The 19,028-nt window shown below is 29.0% G+C and carries 16 protein-coding genes; 10 read left to right on the top strand and 6 right to left on the bottom strand.

What is annotated here, in order from left to right; translation table 11 throughout:
- Positions 1-52: 52 nt before the first annotated feature.
- The gene (locus ACTG3V_RS05365; protein WP_439131111.1) at positions 53-2,797 is read right to left on the bottom strand and encodes a prolyl oligopeptidase family serine peptidase; all 2,745 of its coding nucleotides are present in this window, start codon (positions 2,795-2,797) and stop codon (positions 53-55) included.
- Positions 2,798-3,039: 242 nt separating this feature from the next.
- On the opposite strand from ACTG3V_RS05365, the gene ACTG3V_RS05360 reads away from it, so the two are divergent.
- Entirely contained in the window at positions 3,040-4,332 is a 1,293-nt protein-coding gene (locus ACTG3V_RS05360; protein WP_439131110.1) for a GAF domain-containing sensor histidine kinase, read from the top strand.
- On the opposite strand, the gene ACTG3V_RS05355 is transcribed toward ACTG3V_RS05360, so the two are convergent.
- The 4 genes from ACTG3V_RS05355 to ACTG3V_RS05340 all read right to left on the bottom strand — a co-directional run bounded on the left by ACTG3V_RS05355 (position 4,329) and on the right by ACTG3V_RS05340 (position 8,811).
- The gene (locus tag ACTG3V_RS05355) at positions 4,329-4,763 is read right to left on the bottom strand and encodes a DUF6265 family protein (RefSeq protein ID WP_439131109.1); all 435 of its coding nucleotides are present in this window, start codon (positions 4,761-4,763) and stop codon (positions 4,329-4,331) included. The genes ACTG3V_RS05360 and ACTG3V_RS05355 overlap by 4 nt on opposite strands.
- 245 nt (positions 4,764-5,008) lie before the next feature.
- Positions 5,009-7,318, bottom strand: a complete 2,310-nt coding sequence (locus ACTG3V_RS05350) for a TonB-dependent receptor plug domain-containing protein (RefSeq protein ID WP_439131108.1) — start codon at positions 7,316-7,318, stop codon at positions 5,009-5,011.
- Positions 7,319-8,248 carry a FecR family protein gene (locus ACTG3V_RS05345; protein WP_439131107.1) on the bottom strand — a complete coding sequence of 310 codons (930 nt, stop codon included), beginning with the start codon at positions 8,246-8,248 and terminating at the stop codon, positions 7,319-7,321.
- 50 nt (positions 8,249-8,298) lie between these two features.
- Complete coding sequence (locus ACTG3V_RS05340) at positions 8,299-8,811, bottom strand: RNA polymerase sigma factor (RefSeq protein WP_439131106.1); 513 nt, start codon at positions 8,809-8,811, stop codon at positions 8,299-8,301.
- Positions 8,812-8,972: 161 nt separating this feature from the next.
- Between ACTG3V_RS05340 and ACTG3V_RS05335 the strand changes: the two genes are divergently transcribed.
- The 8 genes from ACTG3V_RS05335 (at position 8,973) to prfA (ending at position 16,980) form a co-directional block, all read left to right on the top strand.
- Entirely contained in the window at positions 8,973-9,887 is a 915-nt protein-coding gene (locus ACTG3V_RS05335; RefSeq protein WP_439131105.1) for a hypothetical protein, read from the top strand.
- 96 nt (positions 9,888-9,983) lie between these two features.
- A complete protein-coding gene (locus ACTG3V_RS05330) occupies positions 9,984-10,421 on the top strand; it encodes a thioredoxin family protein (protein WP_439131104.1) in 438 nt (145 codons plus the stop codon).
- Positions 10,422-10,511: 90 nt separating this feature from the next.
- Positions 10,512-10,952, top strand: coding sequence for a Rieske 2Fe-2S domain-containing protein (locus tag ACTG3V_RS05325; RefSeq protein WP_439131103.1), 441 nt, complete (start codon positions 10,512-10,514; stop codon positions 10,950-10,952).
- Between the two features lie 19 nt (positions 10,953-10,971).
- Positions 10,972-11,964, top strand: coding sequence for an FAD:protein FMN transferase (locus ACTG3V_RS05320; protein WP_439131102.1), 993 nt, complete (start codon positions 10,972-10,974; stop codon positions 11,962-11,964).
- Positions 11,957-12,169, top strand: a complete 213-nt coding sequence (locus ACTG3V_RS05315) for a DUF4266 domain-containing protein (RefSeq protein ID WP_439131101.1) — start codon at positions 11,957-11,959, stop codon at positions 12,167-12,169. Before ACTG3V_RS05320 ends, ACTG3V_RS05315 begins: the two co-directional genes overlap by 8 nt.
- Before the next feature lie 19 nt (positions 12,170-12,188).
- Positions 12,189-13,637 (top strand): DUF3570 domain-containing protein, encoded by a 1,449-nt coding sequence (locus ACTG3V_RS05310; RefSeq protein WP_439131100.1) that lies wholly within the window; start codon positions 12,189-12,191, stop codon positions 13,635-13,637.
- A 72-nt stretch (positions 13,638-13,709) separates the two neighbouring features.
- Complete coding sequence (locus ACTG3V_RS05305; RefSeq protein ID WP_439131099.1) at positions 13,710-15,674, top strand: protein-disulfide reductase DsbD family protein; 1,965 nt, start codon at positions 13,710-13,712, stop codon at positions 15,672-15,674.
- A 229-nt stretch (positions 15,675-15,903) separates the two neighbouring features.
- Complete coding sequence (gene prfA, locus ACTG3V_RS05300; protein WP_439131098.1) at positions 15,904-16,980, top strand: peptide chain release factor 1; 1,077 nt, start codon at positions 15,904-15,906, stop codon at positions 16,978-16,980.
- Positions 16,981-17,055: 75 nt separating this feature from the next.
- On the opposite strand, the gene ACTG3V_RS05295 is transcribed toward prfA, so the two are convergent.
- Complete coding sequence (locus tag ACTG3V_RS05295) at positions 17,056-18,336, bottom strand: NAD(P)/FAD-dependent oxidoreductase (protein WP_439131097.1); 1,281 nt, start codon at positions 18,334-18,336, stop codon at positions 17,056-17,058.
- A gap of 157 nt (positions 18,337-18,493) precedes the next feature.
- Between ACTG3V_RS05295 and ACTG3V_RS05290 the strand changes: the two genes are divergently transcribed.
- Positions 18,494-18,913: a CBS domain-containing protein gene (locus ACTG3V_RS05290; protein WP_439131096.1), complete on the top strand. Its 420-nt coding sequence runs from the start codon at positions 18,494-18,496 to the stop codon at positions 18,911-18,913.
- The last annotated feature ends 115 nt before the right edge of the window (positions 18,914-19,028 follow it).

The following is a 19,028-nucleotide window of genomic DNA, read 5'->3' as shown; positions in this document are numbered from 1 at the left end:
TTAAGTTTAGTTATCATTTAAGCATAAAACCTTAAATAGTTTTTAGTAAAAGCTATTTTGCTTTATCATACAGTTTTTTAAGATGTGGAATACCATCTTTCATCCATTTAGGAGCTTCTTTATCCATTAAGTAGTGGTCAAAATATTGTTTCATTCTAGTCTGAAAATCTTTTTGATTGGCCTCTACTCGTAAATGATGTGGTTCTCCTGGATATGATAAGAAAATAACTTCTTTTCCTAATCTTCTTGCTGCGTTATAAAATTCAAGTCCTTGAGTCCAATCTACGGCACCATCAGCTGTTCCATGTAATATCATAAACGGTACTTTAATCTTATCAGCATGAAACATTGGGTTTTCTCTCTGATAGATTTTACGATGTGTCCATGGTGTAACACCTCTTCCCATTCTTACTTGTCCAATTTCCATAATACCAGCATGGTTGGTTCCTGTGTTTCCATAAATATTATTATAAAAACTTTCAAGATCTGTAGGTGGTGCACCAGTTACTACACATGCAAACATGTCTGTTTGTGTGAGTATAAATGAAGATTGATAACCACCCCAGCTATGTCCTTGTAACCCAATTTTTTCAGGGTCTGCATACCCTAAATCAATTACTTTCTGAGTTGCTGAAGTTATACAGTCTAAAGAACTTGTACCTGGTTTTCCTACTTCATAAACATTATCTGGTTGAAAGAATAAATAACCATTACTAGCGTACGTAGAACCATGTGGACGATCATCGTAAGAAGGCATGTAATAACGATGATGTCTGTCAGACATTTTCTCATAGAAATACACAACCATTGGATACTTCTTTCCCTTTTCATAATTTGCAGGAAGCGTAAGTGTACCTTGTAATTTTTCACCTTTGCTATTGGTGTAATCTATTAATACTTTAGAACCCCATTTATATTCTTTTTGCTGAGGATTAGCATCAGTTAACCTTTTAGGTTTTTTAAAAGAAAGATTGCTAATATGGTAATCTGGGAATTCTACAAAAGACTCTTTGGTGAATACAACCTTGTCAGACTTTTCTGCTTTCATAATTCTAGTAAAAGCGTAGTCATCAAAAATTAATGGTTTAGGTTTTTTACCCACTTTTAATTCATAAAAACCAGCCTTTTTTGTCCATTCTCCATAAGCATTTAAAAGAAGTGGTTCTTTTGTGTCAATGTATGGATCATTGTTGTTTAGGTTTTGGTATCTAAATCGGATTTCTTCTTTGTCTCCCAAACCTTGTGTTATATTCTTAGCATCAGAACCATCTAATTTTAATGACCACAAATCATATTTATGATTTAAGATAATAGAAGTGCCATCTTTTGTCCAACCTGCTAAACCATAAGGTGGTTTTTCATGAGGATAAGGATGTTCTAGATTCATAAAGTTAACGTTAGTAACTTTAGAGATATTTGTTAGTTTGTTGGTTTCCAGGTTTATTACATGGATAGCTGTATCTTTTTGCACTGCGTAATAATTTCCATTAGGGGAATAGCCTAAAGACCTTTTTATCAACTTAACCATTAAGTCTCGTTTTCCTGTTTTTAAGTTAACACGATACAAATCTGCAGGAGAAACTCCCCAATTAACATCATTAATGTAAGGTTTTGGATTACTACCTACCCAAAAGTCTGAGTTTCTTGAGAATAATAAATTACGCATACTGTCGTCTGTAAGCCTAGTAAATGCTTTGTTTTTAAATTGGTATGATGCCCAATATGTAAAGTTTCGGTTTCTGTTGGCTCTCCTTCTCTGAACAGAATTAATAGTTTCATCATTCCAATGAAAAATATCAAGATTAGCAATGGTATCTTTAGACATCTTGATTTTTTTCTCTTGCTCTTTAATTCCAAACAAAACAAAACTTCCATCGTTGCTAAATTGCAAGCGTCCTTTTTCACTAATCACAAAGTTTTTAGGAAAATTGGTTGTTTTCTTTGCGTTAAAAGTTCTTTTTATTGGGTTTTGATTTACATTAGAGAATACCAAAAGCATATTCTCTCTTTGCTCTAGCGTATCTATTTTTTCGCCTTTTAATACTGCAATTTGAGTACCTTTATTACTCCAGTTTTTTTTCAATAAAGTTGCATCATCCCAAATAAGACTGCTATATGTTTTTCTATCACTATCTAAATTGTGTAGTTTGTTTTTGGTAAGGTCATATACGTATAGACCATTTCCAACCATTTCAGCTGCATCTATGGTGTATGCTATGTGACTGGAGTTTTTGTTAAATGCAAATTCGTTAACATTACCAAAGTTTAAGGTTGCTAAAGTTGTTAAATTTACAACTACGAGGTCTTGTCCTTTGTGTTTTGATTTATCACTTTCTGGTTTTTCTAAAGATATGGCAAAGTATTTACCGTCTTCAGAGAATGTCATCGATTTTGCTCTTTTAAATTGGATAGAATCACCAGTAATAAGATTTCTTAGTTCGGCTGTTTTGAATGCTTTTTTCTTTGATTTTTTTAGTTTTTTAGCAGCTTTTTCTGATGGTGAAATAAGGTATGCTGCCCATTTACTGTTACTAGAAAATGATGGTGAGCTGGCATAAGGAATACGATACGTAAAGTCTGATGTTGTAGCAGTTGTTTTTTTAACAAATAGGGTGTCATCACCTCCATTTGGTCTAAGACCGTAGATAAACCACGCTCCATCAGGAGAAATTTTTGAAGATACAATTCGTTTCCATTTGCTGTAATCTTCTAATTGTAGTAATTTATCTTGAGCTGTACTTAGGGTAGTAAAGAAAAAAGTAAATACTATGCTTATAAATACAAAGTTTTGTTTCATGGTATTTTAGATATTGGTTAGTATATTAAATGCTACTTAATACTATCTTTTTAAGATGTATTAAGAGTTAAGTATTAATACTAAGATAGTGTTTTTTCAATAAAGAAATTATTGTTTAACCTTTAATGAATGCTCTTCCTCTTAATGTAGGTGATTTTTTTGAATTGATAACTACTAATAAAAATGTATCTTTAGCGCATTGTTTTGTATCTAATTCAATCACGCTTAAAAAGGCATTATAAATGAAAAAAAATGTTTCCTCTAAAATTGAAAAGGATAAAATTATCGATTATCAACTGCGTTTTCAAAAATTATTAATCAGTATTTCCACAAAATATATTAATGCAGATTTATCAAACATCGATAGTTTAGTACAAAGTTCTCTAAGAAATATTGGGGAGTTTGTTGGTGCAGACAGAAGCTACATTTTTTCATATAATTTTAAGAAAAAAACATGTTCAAATACTTACGAATGGTGTAATGAAGGTATTGAACCAGAAATTAAAAATTTACAGCATTTGCCTCTTGAAGTTTTGAGTGATTGGGTCGAAGCTCATCAAAAAGGAAAAGCTTTATATATAGAAGATGTAAGTCTTTTACCAAGCAAAGGAGAATTTGGTTTGTATGAAATTTTACAACCTCAAGGTATTAAAAGTTTAATAACCATACCTAAAATAAAAAAGGGTAAATTAATAGGTTTTGTAGGCTTTGATTATGTTAAAAACATCAACAAGTATTCTGAAAATGAAAAAGATATTCTATTTGTTTATGCAAATATGTTAGTAAATATAATTGAAAGAAAAGAACAAGAAGAATTAATTCAAAAACAGGAGGAAAAAAAAGAGGAATTACTAAAACATTTATCCATTCAAAATGAGCAGTTAAATGATTATGCGCAAATGGTTTCGCACGATTTAAAAGCACCGTTAATTAATATGCATACTTTATTAACTTGGTTTATAAGTGATAACGAGCATGTAATTGATGAAAAAGCACTAGAGTCTTTACATGAAGTATTGTTTAATATTGAGAAAATGGACCTGCTTATAAAAGGAATTTTAGACTACTCTAAAGTAAATAGGCTAGAAGCTAAAAATAGAAACGTTGATTTAAATATGATTTTGCAAGAGGTCATTAAACTAATATTAGTACCTAAACATATTACAATTAAGGTTCAAAAAAACTTACCGACTTTGTACGGAAATTCGTGGAGATTTAACCAATTATTCCAAAACTTAATTCAGAATGCAATTAACTATAATGATAAAGAAAACGGAATTATTGAAATTGGATTTACAGAAAAAGAAAAGAATTTCGAATTTTTTGTAAAAGATAATGGGGTTGGAATCAAATCAAAGTATTTCAACAAAATATTTAATGTATTTACCAAATTAGATAATATAGGTTCATCTTCTGGTATAGGTTTATCAACAGTAAAAAAAATAGTTGAGTATTATAATGGCAAAATTTGGGTAGAAAGTAAAGATAAAATCGGTACAACTTTTTTCTTTTTACTTCCTAAAAAACGTAATTAATGTAGCTTTTCAAAAACAAAATCAATTCTAAAATCATCAGCAGCAACAATTGCTTTTAATTGCTTACCTTCTTTAAAATAGGTGATTTTTTTTGGAAAATCATTTTTAGCATTTTCACAAACAAAAGAAGTATCTGTTTGATTGGTAAACTTAAACAAAGTAGCTTTTTCATTTACCCCTTTAACTTCTAGGTATAACGTGTCATTAATTTTTACAATACTTAAAATTTCTTGAAAAGTTCTTTTTGTGCCTTTCATGGTGTAACCCATACCTACTAAGTTTGTATTCCATATTTCGTAGGTTTGGCTTCTAGGTTTATCGTTTAAACGTTTCCATTCGCCAATTAAAAAAGTTGGTTTTAGTTTTTTTTGCGTATTATTTTTACACGAAAATAGAACCAAAAGAGTACATAAAAGCAGTAGTTTTTTCATAAAAAATTGTTGTATTTGTTAAAAAAATTAAATCATCTGAATTTTTAATCAGTTTGCTTAACCCATTTTAATTATGTAAATATCTACAATATCAATAAATAAATGATCTGTAATTTTTCTATTCATTATAATTTTTTTTATTTCTTGGATGTAAAGAGGGGCTAAATGGGAAAATGATACATATAAAAAAAATTTATCTTCAGATTTTATGAATAGTGTTTTTTATATTTTTTACAAACATTAAACTACCACTCAAATCTAAAAACAAAATTAGTAGTTCTTTTTAATGAATATTTATCGATCGCAGTAATCACATCATTTGGTATGTTGTTGCCTATATATTCTCTACTTATTAAGTTGTTTTGATTCAATAAATTTCTAATAGATACGCCCAGTTTACCTTTAATTTCATTATTTTTTGAAAATGAAAAATGAAAAATAGATGAAAAATCAAATCGATTGTAATTTGGTAATCTTCCAGTATTAATGCCCTGATTAAAAATTGTATTTGTAGCATTGGTTTCCGATAATGTGTAAGGTTTGCCTGAATGCCACTTCCAGCCTAAAGCGAATTGTATTTTTTTTGTTTTGTAAGCTAATGATGAAGAAATAGCATGTTGTATTTGATTGCTTGCGGTAAAATACTCTTCATTATTTAGTGTTTCAAATTCATTTTTAATGTCTGTAAAAGAATAACTTATCCAAGATTTTATGCGATGAAAATTCTTTTTTAGATATAAATCTATACCATAAATATTTTGCTCTCCAATAATATAATTATTAGTGTTATTACTAAAAAAACCAAGCTTTAAAGCAGAAATTCCTTCATTTTTTTTATAATAAGTATCCACATCAAAACTCCAACCCTTATTGTCAAATAAAAAGCCTAAGGTCATTTGTTTACTATTAATAATTGGTGCATTCTTTCCATCTGATATACGCCAAAGCTTATTTTCTAAAGATAAATTACTAATAAGTGTTTCATCTATTTGACTAGTTGTTTGGTTTCTAACATCTGCTGTTAGCTGCAGTTTTAAATTTTTAAAAACTTCTTTTAGAATTGATACTCTTGGCTCAATTCTAAATTGATTCAGTTCTCTATAATAGTTGGTTCTTACACCTAAATTATAATCGAAAAAAGAAAAATTGTTATTGCTATAACTAGCAAATAAAGAATAGGTATTTAGATGATTTCTTTTTTTATCTAAAATATATTTTAAGTCAGTAGTTTCTGTAAAAGAATAGCCCACATCTTTATAAACTGATTGAAAACCAAAAAGAGCTGAATTTCCTGAAGGTAATTGTGTATTTATTTCTGTAGAAATAGATTGATTTTTAACTAGGTTTTCTTTATGAAAATTAGCATCTTTTTGATTATTATTATACGTAATAAAATTATAATTAAGGGTAAAATTGGATGCACTAAACGTTGTTGTTTGTTGCGTGTTTGAAGTCCATTTTTTACGCCAATTGATGCTAAAACCGTTGTTTTCTGTGTCTAAAATGTCTTTGTAATTTTCTTTAGAACTAACGTTTTCAAAAAAGTGTTCTAAATCATTGTCAATATGTATAAAACTAGCAGAAATTCGATTTTTTTTATTAAAAGTGTAATTTAACTTTACAGTTTGATCTTTAAAATAAAAAATTTCATCAGAATTATCTGAACTGTGAATTTGAGTTGATTGAAATACCTTTTCTTCCATTTTCTCAAAAGGACCAGTTTCAAAAAAACTATGATACGATTTTCTAAACGAAACCAAAACACTTAGTTTATCCTTAATAATGGGTGTATCTATAAAAATATCGCCACTAATACCATTGAAGCCAAAACCTAAATTTAAATTTTTGGCAACAGCATTTGTTGTAGAAATATTAATAACACTTGCAATTCTTTCTCCATATTTAGGATTTATTCCTTTGTGCAAAAACAATATTTTGTTGGTAATATTGGGGTTAAAATTAGATACCATACCAAATAAATGCCCACTATGATAAATAGTAATTCCGTCCCAAATGATTTGATTTTGATCTGGTGTGCCACCTCTAACATTTAAACCTGTAGCAGTTTCATTAGGGCTCACAACTCCAGGAAGCTCTTGCAAATTTTCTAAAACATCGGCTTCTATCAAACCGGGTAAAATTTCTAATTCTTTTGGACGTAATTTAAAAGCTCCATTTTTATCTTTTACAATTCCTTTTGCTAAATAGCTTTTAATAAGAACTTGCTCTAGGGTATTTGTGGCATCAAAAAAGTTGAGGTTTGTTTTTTGTGTAACTATAATAAATCGATTGTTTATAAACTCGAAATCAATATTTATTTGTTCAGAAAGCTCATCTAAAACCTCTTGAAGGCGTCTTTTTTTTTTGCTAAAAAAAATGTTTTTTCCTTTAATAATAATATCGGTGTAAGAAAACTTTACATTAAATTCTTTTTCTAAGATTGTAAATGCTTCTGTTGCTGGAATACTATCTAATGAAATTAATTTTTTCGTTTTTTCTTGTGCAAACGAAAAATAACTTATGGCAGTAAAAAAAACAGCTATTAAAAACTTCATTTAGTTAGATAAAATAATTGTATCGTTTTTTACTTGGTACTTTATGTTGGTTGTTTTAAAAACAGAGGCTAAAGCAACCTTTAAATTTTTATTATCAAATGAGCCTGTAAAAATAATTGAAGTATCTATAGTATTGCTTTTAATAGTTATGTTAAATTGTTTCTCTAAAGCATTAATTACGATGCTTAAAGGTACACTTCTAAAATCGCTTTCACCAAGAACCCAATTAGGTTCAGTATTGGTTAAATTTAAAGTTTTTTCGGTATCAATACCTTTTAAAATTCGAACAGATTTATTAGGAGTTAAAATATATATCTTATTACCGCTAGTAACTTTTACTTTACCTTCAAAGCAAGTTACCTCAAAAAAATCTTTTTGAGAATTTACATTAAATTGTGTGCCTAAAACAGAAATTATTCCGTTTTCTGTAATTACATTAAATGTGCTTCCTTTTTGAACTTTAAAATACGCTTCACCTTGTAAATTTACATTCCTCTTATTTTTCCAATCCTTTTTATTGTAAGATAAATTAGATTTTGCGTTTAAAACTACTTGAGAATTATCTAAGAGCGCTACTGTTTTTATTTCCCCATAATCAGATTCAACAGTAACATCACTAAAATCTAAAAAAGTGCTAACGCTAAAAAATAAAGCAATAGAAGCTGCTACAGCCATCATGCTTTTAGCAAATAAAGATTTTACTTTTGTACCTTTTTTAACAGGTTTTTTAGCTGCTATTTTATCTTTTATAGAAGTTAAAGTAGCATTATAGGGTGCTTCTAAATATTCAAATGCATGTACACCTATTTTTAAATTTTTATAAGCCTTATAATCTTTATCAGATACCAATTCTTTTAATTGATTATCTGTAATTTCATCAGCAATCCATTTTGCTAAATAAGTATCATTAAAAGTAGTTTTTTCTGCCATTTTATAGATTTGATATATATAATACAATTTAAAGAGTAAAAACCCTACCTTTAAAAAAAATCAATTTTTTCTCGTAAATTAACCAATGCTGTATGCATTCTTTTTTCAACCGCTTTTACAGAAATATTTAATTGTACAGCAATTTCTTTATATTTCTTTTTCTCTATCCTACTTAATAAAAATACTTCGCGTTGTTTTTCTGTTAAACTAGCAATTGCATTTTGTAGTTTATCATAAAATTCATTTTCTAAAAAAATAAACTCTGGTGTTTCATTGCTGTTTTCGTGCACATAACCTTTTTGATGTTTGTCTATTACTTTATTATGCTTAATAATGTTTAGAAACAAATTATTAGCAATTGTAAATAAATAATTCTTAACAGTTTCAAATTTCACGTTTTTACATTCGTCCCAAAGTTTTACAAAAGCATCTTGCACAATATCTTCTGTTAAGTCAATGTCTTTAGTTTTAAATAACATAAAACGTTTTACATCTTTAACATAATTAGTAAATACTTCTTCAAAGACTTTAGAATTACAGATGTTTTTTAAATCTTTTATCATTTAAGTCTATTAATTTTAAAAGGGAATTTTAAAAGAGTTTTCAAATGTAGTTAAAAAAATAAATAAAAAAAGGTAGGGGTTTTTATTTTGAGATTGTATAGTATTTGAAGAGTCGTAAAAAAGGGCTCATAAAATTAAAAATAACTTTAAAATTAGATAAAATGAAAACTTTAAAATCAATTACTTTCTTAATGTTAATCTCTTTATTAACATTCTCATGTACAACTAATAACGAAGATGAATTAACAGATCCAAACGAAACAAATGAAACTACAGAAAAAAGTGCATCTGCAAAAACAGTAGTAGAGGTGGTAAAAAGTCACTTAAAAACAGATGGTACTTTTTACAATTCTACTAACCCAGAAAGTAGCATGACTTTCGATTTAGGTTTCAAATTTTCATACCCAATATCTATATCTTATAACAATAGCATTAAAGTTCAAATTAATTCAATTGAAGAATTAGCAAGTATTGCAAAAAACATCTCTACTTCTAATTTTATAGATGGTATTAGTTTCCCTTTTGAAATAGATAAAGATGGTACAAAAGAAACTATAAGTTCAGAAAGTGATTTTATTGTAGCCATAAATAGAAAAGATACAGATAATGATGGAACTCCAGATTATAAAGATACAGACGATGATGGAGATGGAGCTGCTGATATTAATGAAGATGCAGATCATGATGGTGATTATACAAATGATGATGCAGACAATGATGGTGTTGCAAATTATCAAGATACAGACTCAGATAATGATGGTCAATTAGACCAAGATGAAGATAATGATGGAGATGGTGATTTCACAAATGATGATTCTGATGGTGATGGTGATGCTGATTATACAGATACAGATTCTGATAATGATGGTACAGATGATGGAAATGATGATGATGATGACAATGATGGAACAAATGATTCTGATGAGCATAATGGAAATGGTGATGATAATAATGATGATGACAATGATGGTAATGACAATGATGGTGATGACAATGATGGTGATGACAATGATGGTGATAACAATGATGGTGATAACAATGACAATGATAACGACAATGAAAATGGAGGTAATTAAAACATATTAATATATAATAGTTGAGTTGATTAATTGTTTTTAGTAAGCTTCATTATAAAACTATGATGAAGCTTACAAATTTCTAAACCTAAAATGATGAAAAAATTAGTTCAAGTAGTACTTTTATTGCTCTTATCTCTTTCAATAAAAGCACAAGATTGGAAAACCGATTTTAATATAGCAAAGCAAATTGCAGCGTCAGAAAACAAACCAATTATTCTTGTTTTTCAAGGATCAGACTGGTGTGCTCCATGTATTAAATTAGATCATGAAATTTGGAGTTCTGAAGCATTTAAAAAGTATGCAGAAGCACATTTTGTAATGCTACAAGCAGATTTCCCTAGAAAAAAGAAAAATGCTTTACCAAAAGAACAAGCAGAAGCAAATGGAAAATTATTTGAAACATATAATAAAAACGGAATTTTCCCTTTTGTAGTTGTTATGGATAGTAAAGGAAAAGTATTTGGAGAAACTAGTTATAAAAAAACGACACCAGAAAAATATATTAAAGAGTTACTTGCATTTATTAAATAAATTATACAAAAATAAAACACTTAAGTAGGGTTTTTTATAGCGAAGTTGTATAACTATTAAATAGGCAATAAATAAAATATAAAACAAATTATGAAACGTAAAGAATTTTTAAAAACATTAGGTGCAGGAGCAGCTTTCGCAATAACTTTCTCTTGTTTAGGAGGGTGTACAAATGATAATGGAGATTTTTTTCCAGAAGAAATTGCCATAGAACCAGACCCTGATACAGGAGCATTATTAACTATAGATCTAACAGATACAGCTTCAAATTCTTTAAAAAAGAATGGCGGTTACTTAATTAAAAATAGAATAGTTGTGGCAAAAGATTTAAATGGCAATTATGTAGCAGCTACAGTTAGATGTAGTCACGAACCCAGAGATAAAATTATCTTTAGAAATAATGAATACTATTGCAAAGAACATTCAGCGCGTTTTAATACTGCTGGTAATGGTTTAAATAGTAAGGGCAAAAATAATTTAAAAACTTATAAGACCTCTTTAGATGGTAATCTCTTAAGCATTTTTGCTTAATTATTTAACAAAAAAATTTATGTTGAAAACTATAATACATTTTTTTATTCTACTTTTTTCAATAGCAGTCTTAGCCCAAAAACCATACAAACGAACTCTTAAACTTATGGGTAGTCGTTTTGAGATAACAGTAGTAGATAATAATTCTATAAGCGCAAATAAAAATATTGATTTGGCTATTGCAGAAATAACTAGAATAGAAAAATTAATATCTTCTTGGGATAAAAATTCTCAAACATCAAAAATAAATAGAAACGCAGGTATAAAACCTGTTGTTGTAGACCAAGAACTTTTTCAATTAATAAAACGTGCCTTAAAAATATCTAAACTTACAAAAGGTGCTTTTGATATTAGTTACGCTTCTATGGATAAAGTTTGGTTTTTTGATGGAAGTATGACACAAATGCCATCTGAAAAAGTGATAAAAAAATCTGTAGAAAAAGTAGGTTATCAAAATATTATTTTAAATGAAAAAAAGCATTCTGTATTTTTAAAATTAAGTGGTATGAAAATTGGCTTTGGTGCTATTGGAAAGGGATATGCAGCAGATAAAGCAAAAGCTTTATTACAAAAAAAAGGAGTAGTTTCTGGTATTATCAATGCTTCTGGAGATTTAAATACTTGGGGAAAACAACCTAATGGAAAAGACTGGTTAGTTGCCATTGTAAATCCTTTAAATAAAGAAAAAGTATTTTCTTGGATGCCTGTTTTTAACAGTGCTGTTGTAACTTCTGGTAACTATGAAAAATATGTAAAATTCAATAATGTTTTATACACACACATTATAGATCCAAGAACAGGTTATCCTGCAACTGGTGTTTTGAGTGTAACTATTTTTACAAAAACAGCAGAACTTGCAGATGCTTTGGCAACGTCAATTTTTGTAATGGGTGTAGATACTGGTCTAAATTTTATAAACCAACTAAAAGGTGTAGAGTGTATTATTATTAATGAAAACAATAAAATAATTACCTCTAAAAACATACAATTAAATACGATAAAAAATGATTAAAAAAAGTTTAGTTTTTTTAGGTTTAATTCTTTTTGCAAGTTCATGTGTTGCAGTTAAAGATTATGAAAAAATAAAAATTAATGATCCAGATATGTTGTTGGCTCAAAAAAAAGTAGATAAATATGGAACAATTGCTCAGGTGTATCGTGAAGGGGCTGCAGGTGCAAATGGTGGGAAATCTGGGGGTGGTTGTGGCTGTAACTAATTTTTTTAAAAATGATACCATGAAATATTTATCTATTTTAATATCACTTTTTCTTGTGCAAACTATTACCGCTCAAAAAGATTCTACAAATGTTTACAAAAAACGTGTTTTAGAAACTACTGAAGTAGATTTTATAGCAAGTTATTATGTGCAAAATGGTGATAATGCATCTGTTACAGGAGGTATAGGTAATGAATTCTTAACAGATGCAGCGTCATCAATAATTATTAGCATGCCATTAAATGCAGATGATTTATTAACTATTGATGCAGGTATTTCTGCCTATACTTCTGCTTCTTCTAGTAATGGAAATCCTTTCGATAGTACTGGAGCTTCAGGAAATAGATATGATGATGACGATGAATATGATGATAAAAGTAGAGCTAAAGCAGCAAATACTATTGGTAGCCCCTGGGTTGCTTCCTCTGGTGCATCAAAAAGTGATGTTTGGTCAACTGTAAATATAGATTATTCACACACATCAGATGATAGAAACTTCACTTGGAATGCAAACACTTCATTTGCATCAGAATATGATTATACATCAGTAGGTTTTGGAGGTGGTTTGTTAAAACAATTTAACGAAAAAAACACTACTTTTGGTATAAACGCTAAAGTTTATTTAGACAATTGGAGTCCTGTTTATCCCACTGAATTAAAGTCTTATAAATTAGTTAATGGTAATTTAAAACAAGGTTTTTTCACAGGAATAACTATTCTTGACCAAAATGGTAACGCAAGTACAAATTGGAAACCTCTAGATGGTAAATTTAATGTTATACAAAATAAGGCAAGAAATACTTATGCTGTATCTGTAAGTTTTTCACAGATTCTAAGTAAAAATGCACAAATATCAATATTCTTAGATGTTATAAATCAACAAGGTTGGCTGGCAAACCCATTACAGCGTGTGTACTTTAAAGATGTTGCAAATTATTATATTGGTAACGCAAGTAGTATTAGTAACTATACATTTAGCAATAATAAAGATGTTTTTCAATTGGCAGATGATATTGAAAGACTGCCACATAGCAGAATTAAAATACCATTAGGTATGCGCTTTAATTATTATGTAAATGAAACCTTTGTGGTAAGAACGTATTATCGTTATTATTTTGATAATTGGGGGCTACAATCTCATACAGCAAGTCTAGAAGTTCCAATAAAAATTTCAGATAAATTTACATTATATCCTGCTTACAGGTTTTATACGCAAACAGCTGCAAATTATTTTGCGCCTTATGATCAGCATTTATCTACAGAAAAATACTATACTTCAGATTACGATCTATCTCCATTTAATTCTAATCAGTTTAGCTTTGGGTTCTCCTATACAGATATTTTTGCAAAAACGCATTTATACAAATTGGGTCTCAAGAGTTTAGACCTTAAATACTATAGATATGACAGAAATACCACATTTGGTTCTAATCTTGTAAATGTTGCACTAAAGTTTGTAATGGATTAAATATAACATTTTTGTAAAATTAAATTTCCTTATGATATTCCAATCAATTAAGATAAAAAATCAAACACTAAAATGAAAAAAATAATACTAATTTTTCTTGCAACCATAAGTTTAGCAGCAAATGCCCAACAAGAAATAATTAATCCAGTAAAATGGAATTCTAAAATTGAAAAAATTTCTGATACAGAATTTGAAATTATTTTAACAGGTACTATCGATAACGAATGGCACGTATACTCACAGTTTACTGATAAAGAAGGTTCATTACCAGCAGTACTTACTTTCGAAAATTCAGAGGGTAATTATGAACTTATTGGGGTTGCTAAAGAAAGTAAAACAACAACAGCATATAACGATGTTTTTAAGGTAAATGAAACTTATTTTTTAAATAAGGCTGAGTTTAAGCAACGAATTAAAATATTGAATACAACTATCAATAAAGTATCCATACAACTTAAATATCAGGCTTGTAAAGATGTTTGTTTTAACAATGAAAAGTATTTTATCTTAAATTTAGATGGCTCTAAAACAACTCTAACCAATACCATTTTAAATGACGAAAGCAAGGTGCTATCCAATAATTTAATATTAGATTTAAAGCACAAAGAACGCTTAGATATGGGCTTAGATTCAATTACAATAAAAAGTAATCTATGGAAAATTTTTGTTCTAGGTTTTTTAGGTGGTTTGGTTGCTTTACTTACGCCATGTGTTTTCCCTATGATTCCACTTACTGTATCATTCTTTACAAAACAATCTGATACAAAATCTAAAGGAATTAAAAACGCAATTTTATATGGTGTATTTATTATTGTAATATATGTAGCATTAAGCATTCCATTTCATTTTTTAGATTCAGTTAACCCAGAAATCTTAAACACAATATCCACTAATATTTGGTTAAATGTAATTTTCTTTATCATATTTATCTTTTTTGCTTTTTCGTTCTTTGGATATTATGAATTAACACTACCTCATTCTTGGTCTAATAAAATGGACAATGCTTCAAATTCAGGAGGCTTAATTGGTATCTTCTTTATGGCAGTTACTTTAGCTTTAGTTTCTTTTTCTTGTACAGGTCCAATTTTAGGTTCACTTTTAGCAGGTTCATTAACAAGTGATGGTGGCGCATTTCAATTAACTGCAGGTATGACAGGTTTTGGAGCTGCACTAGCTTTGCCTTTTGCACTCTTTGCATTGTTTCCTAATCTATTAAAATCATTACCAAAATCTGGTGGATGGTTAACAACCGTAAAAGTTTTATTAGGTTTTGTAGAATTAGCATTGGCATTCAAATTTTTATCAAACGCAGATTTAGTTGCACATTGGGGTATTTTAAAACGTGAAGTATTTGTTGGTATTTGGATGGTTATTTTCATCTTAATGGCATTGTATTTCTTGGGTGTAATACGTTTTCCTCACGATGGAAAAAAGAAATTTAGTTTCCCGAAAATTTCATTTGCTATTCTAATTGCTGCATTTGTAATTTATCTAGGAACTGGTCTTACTAAAAATTCTCATTTAAAATTATTAGCAGGTTTTCCACCACCAACCTTTTATAGTTTGTATGAACAAGAATCAGATTGTCCATTAGGATTAGACTGTTTCAAAGATTTTGATGAAGGTCTGGCTTATGCAAAAGCAAATAATAAACCTATTCTTCTAGACTTTACAGGTTGGGCATGTGTAAATTGCAGAAAAATGGAGGAAAATGTTTGGAGTGATTCCAGAGTTTATCAGCTTTTAAAAGATGACTATGTTCTTATTTCATTGTATATAGATGATAGAAAAAAACTTCCAAAAGATGCTCAATTTAAAGTAAAATTGCATGACAACCACTTAAAGTCAATTAAAACAGTGGGAGATAAGTGGTCTACTTTTCAATATGTAAATTTCAATACAGCATCTCAACCTTATTATGTTGTTTTGAACGCTAAACTCGAAATACTTAACCAAGCAAAACAATACTCTGGTATTGATGAGTATTATAATTGGTTATCAAAAAGTAATCAAAAATTTAAACAATCTATCTTATAACCTTTTTACTCGTCAAAAAAAAGTAGTATTAAGAATAATTCATTTTTTGGGGTTTCAAGTTTGTTTTTACAATTCAAAAAATTATTAAATACCATATTTTTATTTATTGATCTCTAATTTTAGTAAGAACTTATAAATAAAGGTCTATCAACATTTTAGAAAATAGTTTTAGTTTTGTAAAAGATCTCTTTAAAAATTGTAAATTCGCAAACCAAGTAAAGAGCAGAAGATGTTAGATAAATTAAGAATTGTAAAACAACGTTATGACGAGGTTTCTGATTTAATTATTCAGCCAGAAATCATTATGGATCAGAAGCGTTATGCGCAATTGATGAAAGAATATAAAGATTTAGGAAGCGTTGTTAAAAAGGGAGATGAATACCAAACTTTAACCAACAATATAGAAGAGGCAAAAGAAATTATTGCTGATGGTTCTGATGCTGAAATGGTTGAAATGGCTAAAATGGAGATGGATGAAGCCAATACCAGAATTCCTGAATTAGAAGAAGAAATAAAATTTTTACTGATCCCCAAAGATCCTGAAGATAGTAAAAATGCAGTGGTTGAATTACGTGCAGGAACTGGTGGAGATGAAGCCAGTATTTTTGCAGGAGATTTGTTTAGAATGTATACCAAATATTGCGAAAGCAAAGGATGGAAAGTGTCTACTGTAGATTATTCTGAAGGTACAAATGGTGGTTTTAAAGAAATTCAGTTCGAAGTTAATGGAGATGATGTTTATGGAACCTTAAAGTTCGAAGCTGGTGTGCATCGTGTACAAAGAGTGCCACAAACAGAAACTCAAGGTCGTGTGCATACTTCTGCAGCTACGTGTATGGTTTTTCCAGAAGCAGAAGAGTTTGATGTAGAAATTAACCCAAAAGATGTACGAATCGATTTTTTCTGTTCATCAGGTCCAGGAGGTCAATCCGTAAACACAACCTATTCTGCTGTGCGTTTAACCCACATTCCAACAGGTTTAGTTGCACAATGTCAAGATCAAAAAAGTCAGCATAAAAACAAAGAGAAAGCATTTAAAGTATTGCGTTCTCGTTTGTACGATTTAGAATTGGCTAAAAAACAAGCAGAAGATGCCTTAAAACGAGGCTCTATGGTTTCTTCTGGTGATAGAAGTGCTAAAATTAGAACCTATAATTACCCTCAAGGACGTGTTACCGATCATAGAATTAATTTAACTTTATACGATTTATCTAACATTGTAAATGGCGATATTCAGAAAATTATTGATGAATTAATGTTGGCAGAAAACACCGAAAAATTAAAAGAATTAGGAGATGGCATTTAACACCATTATCCTTTAAAATAACAAACCTCGAAAGTAAATTTTCGAGGTTTTTTTATGAATTTTATTGTAATAAAATTACGAATATTCAGAGGTTAGTTCGTCCACAATTAAACCATCTTCTAAAGTTTGTATTACGCCAATGGCTGCTCTTTCACCAGAAATCATAGCAGCGTTTAAAGAACCGTTTAACAATTGATCGCCAGCTAGAAATACAGTAGGTTTTAATTTGGTTTCTGTACTCGAAATTTCATATTGCAAGTTGTCTAATTTTGGTAACGCTCTTTTAATATGATAATGTTTTAAGAGATTCACAGCATCAATAGCACAGTATTTTTTTAAATCTTCTGTAACTCTTAATATCAAATCTAATTTCGGTAAGTTGTGCTCTTTAACCACTGTTACAGAGAGTAATTCTTTATCTCCTTTTGTTAAAGTGGCTAAGCTTGTATGATAAAAGATGTTATTAATCAATGCATTTTCATCAGCAATTAAACCAATTAAGGATTTGTTAATTACTTTATTTCGGGTTTCAAAATAAAAAGTGTCACAGCTTTTCCATTCAGTTTCTTGATTTTTAAGATTAGAAATCAATTGACTTGCTTCAGTAGCAATAATGGTCATATCGCTTTGAAGAACCTCATCATTTTTTAAAATAATTTTAGTGTCTTTAACTTCTTTTACAGCAGTATCAAATAAAAACTTTGTGTTTTTTAATTTTGATTTTAATTGGTTTGGTATTTCTTGAATACCACCTTTTGGTAAAACAGCGAATCCATCACCAAACATTTTATACACAAACTCAAACATTCTGCTCGAGGTTTTTAAATTAGGTTCTAAGAAAATTCCGCTAAAAAAAGGTTTAAAAAAATCGTTGATAATAGCTTCAGAAAACCCAAATTCTTGTAAATATTCTAAGGTCGATTTTTCTTCGGTTTTAAATATTTCAACTACTTTTTTCTTTTTTAAAAGGGCATTTAGTTTTAAAATTTTTGTTTTATCAGCAAAATTACCAATCGAAGCAAAAAGTGTTGGGAATAATAAAGACAAACTACGTAAAGGATCTCCAATAGTTTGTTGTTTGCCTTCTTTAAAAATAGTGGCACCAGGTAAAAACGTTTGCAAATCTAAATCATCATAATTCAAATAATGCTTTGCAGCAGGATAAGAAGTTAAAAGTACTTGAAAACCGTGGTCTAATATATAATTTTCTATTAAATCCGATTTTACTCGCCCACCAACAGTACTTGAAGCTTCAATAATTGTAGGATGATAGCCATGATTTTCTAAAACTTGAGCCGCAATTAAACCGCTTATGCCTGCACCAATAATATGAATGTTGTAATCAGTTTTTTTCATAAAAACAATATCGATTATAAGCATAAAGATACTACTTCTATGTTTTATGATAAAGTGTTTCAGTATACAAATAAATTTCAATTTGATTTATGATGAAAATCATGATTTAAATACTAATTATTTGCAAAATTTGATGTGTCAATCAATACTTTATAAGATGAAAAAAAGAACACCAATATCCGAAATAATGAGTACTAATTTAATTACGTTGGGTGTTTTTGATACCTTAGAAACAGCCGAAAAACTATTTAAACAACATAAAATAAGACATATTCCTGTAGTAAGCGATAGTAAAATTGTGGGGATGTTAAGTTACTCTGATTTATTAAGAATTAGTTTTGCAGATGTAACAAATAATGAAGAAAACGTAGATGCTTATGTATATAATATGTTTACCATTCAGCAATTAATGGCAAAAAATTTAACAGTTGTTACTCCAGAAGTAACCATAAAAGATGTGGCACAAATATTTTCAGAAAGAGAATTTCATGCTTTGCCAGTAGTTCAAGAAGATGTTTTAAAAGGCATTATAACTACTACAGATTTAAGCATGTATTTAATGGCGCAATTGAATTGATTTAAAAAATTGTCTAGTTTTAATTAAGTGAATTTATGAGCTTGTCAAAATATTTTAAGTTTTAATCCCTATCTTAAACTTTGGCAAGCTCATTTTTTTATCATTTGTTTTAGCA

The organism is Polaribacter sp. (assembly GCF_965660385.1).
Taxonomy (GTDB): domain Bacteria; phylum Bacteroidota; class Bacteroidia; order Flavobacteriales; family Flavobacteriaceae; genus Polaribacter.
Note: the sequence above shows the minus strand (reverse complement) of the source record. Positions and strands in the feature narration are given on the sequence as shown.

Bases quoted from the DNA above. Each gene is read 5' to 3' on its own strand.
- ACTG3V_RS05355 (WP_439131109.1), bottom strand. From the start codon at position 4,763: ATGAAAAAACTACTGCTTTTATGTACTCTTTTGGTTCTATTTTCGTGT.
- ACTG3V_RS05310 (WP_439131100.1), top strand. From the start codon at position 12,189: ATGAAATATTTATCTATTTTAATATCACTTTTTCTTGTGCAAACTATT.
- ACTG3V_RS05295 (WP_439131097.1), bottom strand. From the start codon at position 18,336: ATGAAAAAAACTGATTACAACATTCATATTATTGGTGCAGGCATAAGC.
- ACTG3V_RS05315 (WP_439131101.1), top strand. From the start codon at position 11,957: ATGATTAAAAAAAGTTTAGTTTTTTTAGGTTTAATTCTTTTTGCAAGT.
- ACTG3V_RS05325 (WP_439131103.1), top strand. From the start codon at position 10,512: ATGAAACGTAAAGAATTTTTAAAAACATTAGGTGCAGGAGCAGCTTTC.
- prfA (WP_439131098.1), top strand. From the start codon at position 15,904: ATGTTAGATAAATTAAGAATTGTAAAACAACGTTATGACGAGGTTTCT.
- ACTG3V_RS05290 (WP_439131096.1), top strand. From the start codon at position 18,494: ATGAAAAAAAGAACACCAATATCCGAAATAATGAGTACTAATTTAATT.
- ACTG3V_RS05345 (WP_439131107.1), bottom strand. From the start codon at position 8,248: ATGGCAGAAAAAACTACTTTTAATGATACTTATTTAGCAAAATGGATT.
- ACTG3V_RS05340 (WP_439131106.1), bottom strand. From the start codon at position 8,811: ATGATAAAAGATTTAAAAAACATCTGTAATTCTAAAGTCTTTGAAGAA.
- ACTG3V_RS05305 (WP_439131099.1), top strand. From the start codon at position 13,710: ATGAAAAAAATAATACTAATTTTTCTTGCAACCATAAGTTTAGCAGCA.
- ACTG3V_RS05360 (WP_439131110.1), top strand. From the start codon at position 3,040: ATGAAAAAAAATGTTTCCTCTAAAATTGAAAAGGATAAAATTATCGAT.
- ACTG3V_RS05335 (WP_439131105.1), top strand. From the start codon at position 8,973: ATGAAAACTTTAAAATCAATTACTTTCTTAATGTTAATCTCTTTATTA.
- ACTG3V_RS05350 (WP_439131108.1), bottom strand. From the start codon at position 7,318: ATGAAGTTTTTAATAGCTGTTTTTTTTACTGCCATAAGTTATTTTTCG.
- ACTG3V_RS05330 (WP_439131104.1), top strand. From the start codon at position 9,984: ATGAAAAAATTAGTTCAAGTAGTACTTTTATTGCTCTTATCTCTTTCA.
- ACTG3V_RS05320 (WP_439131102.1), top strand. From the start codon at position 10,972: ATGTTGAAAACTATAATACATTTTTTTATTCTACTTTTTTCAATAGCA.
- ACTG3V_RS05365 (WP_439131111.1), bottom strand. From the start codon at position 2,797: ATGAAACAAAACTTTGTATTTATAAGCATAGTATTTACTTTTTTCTTT.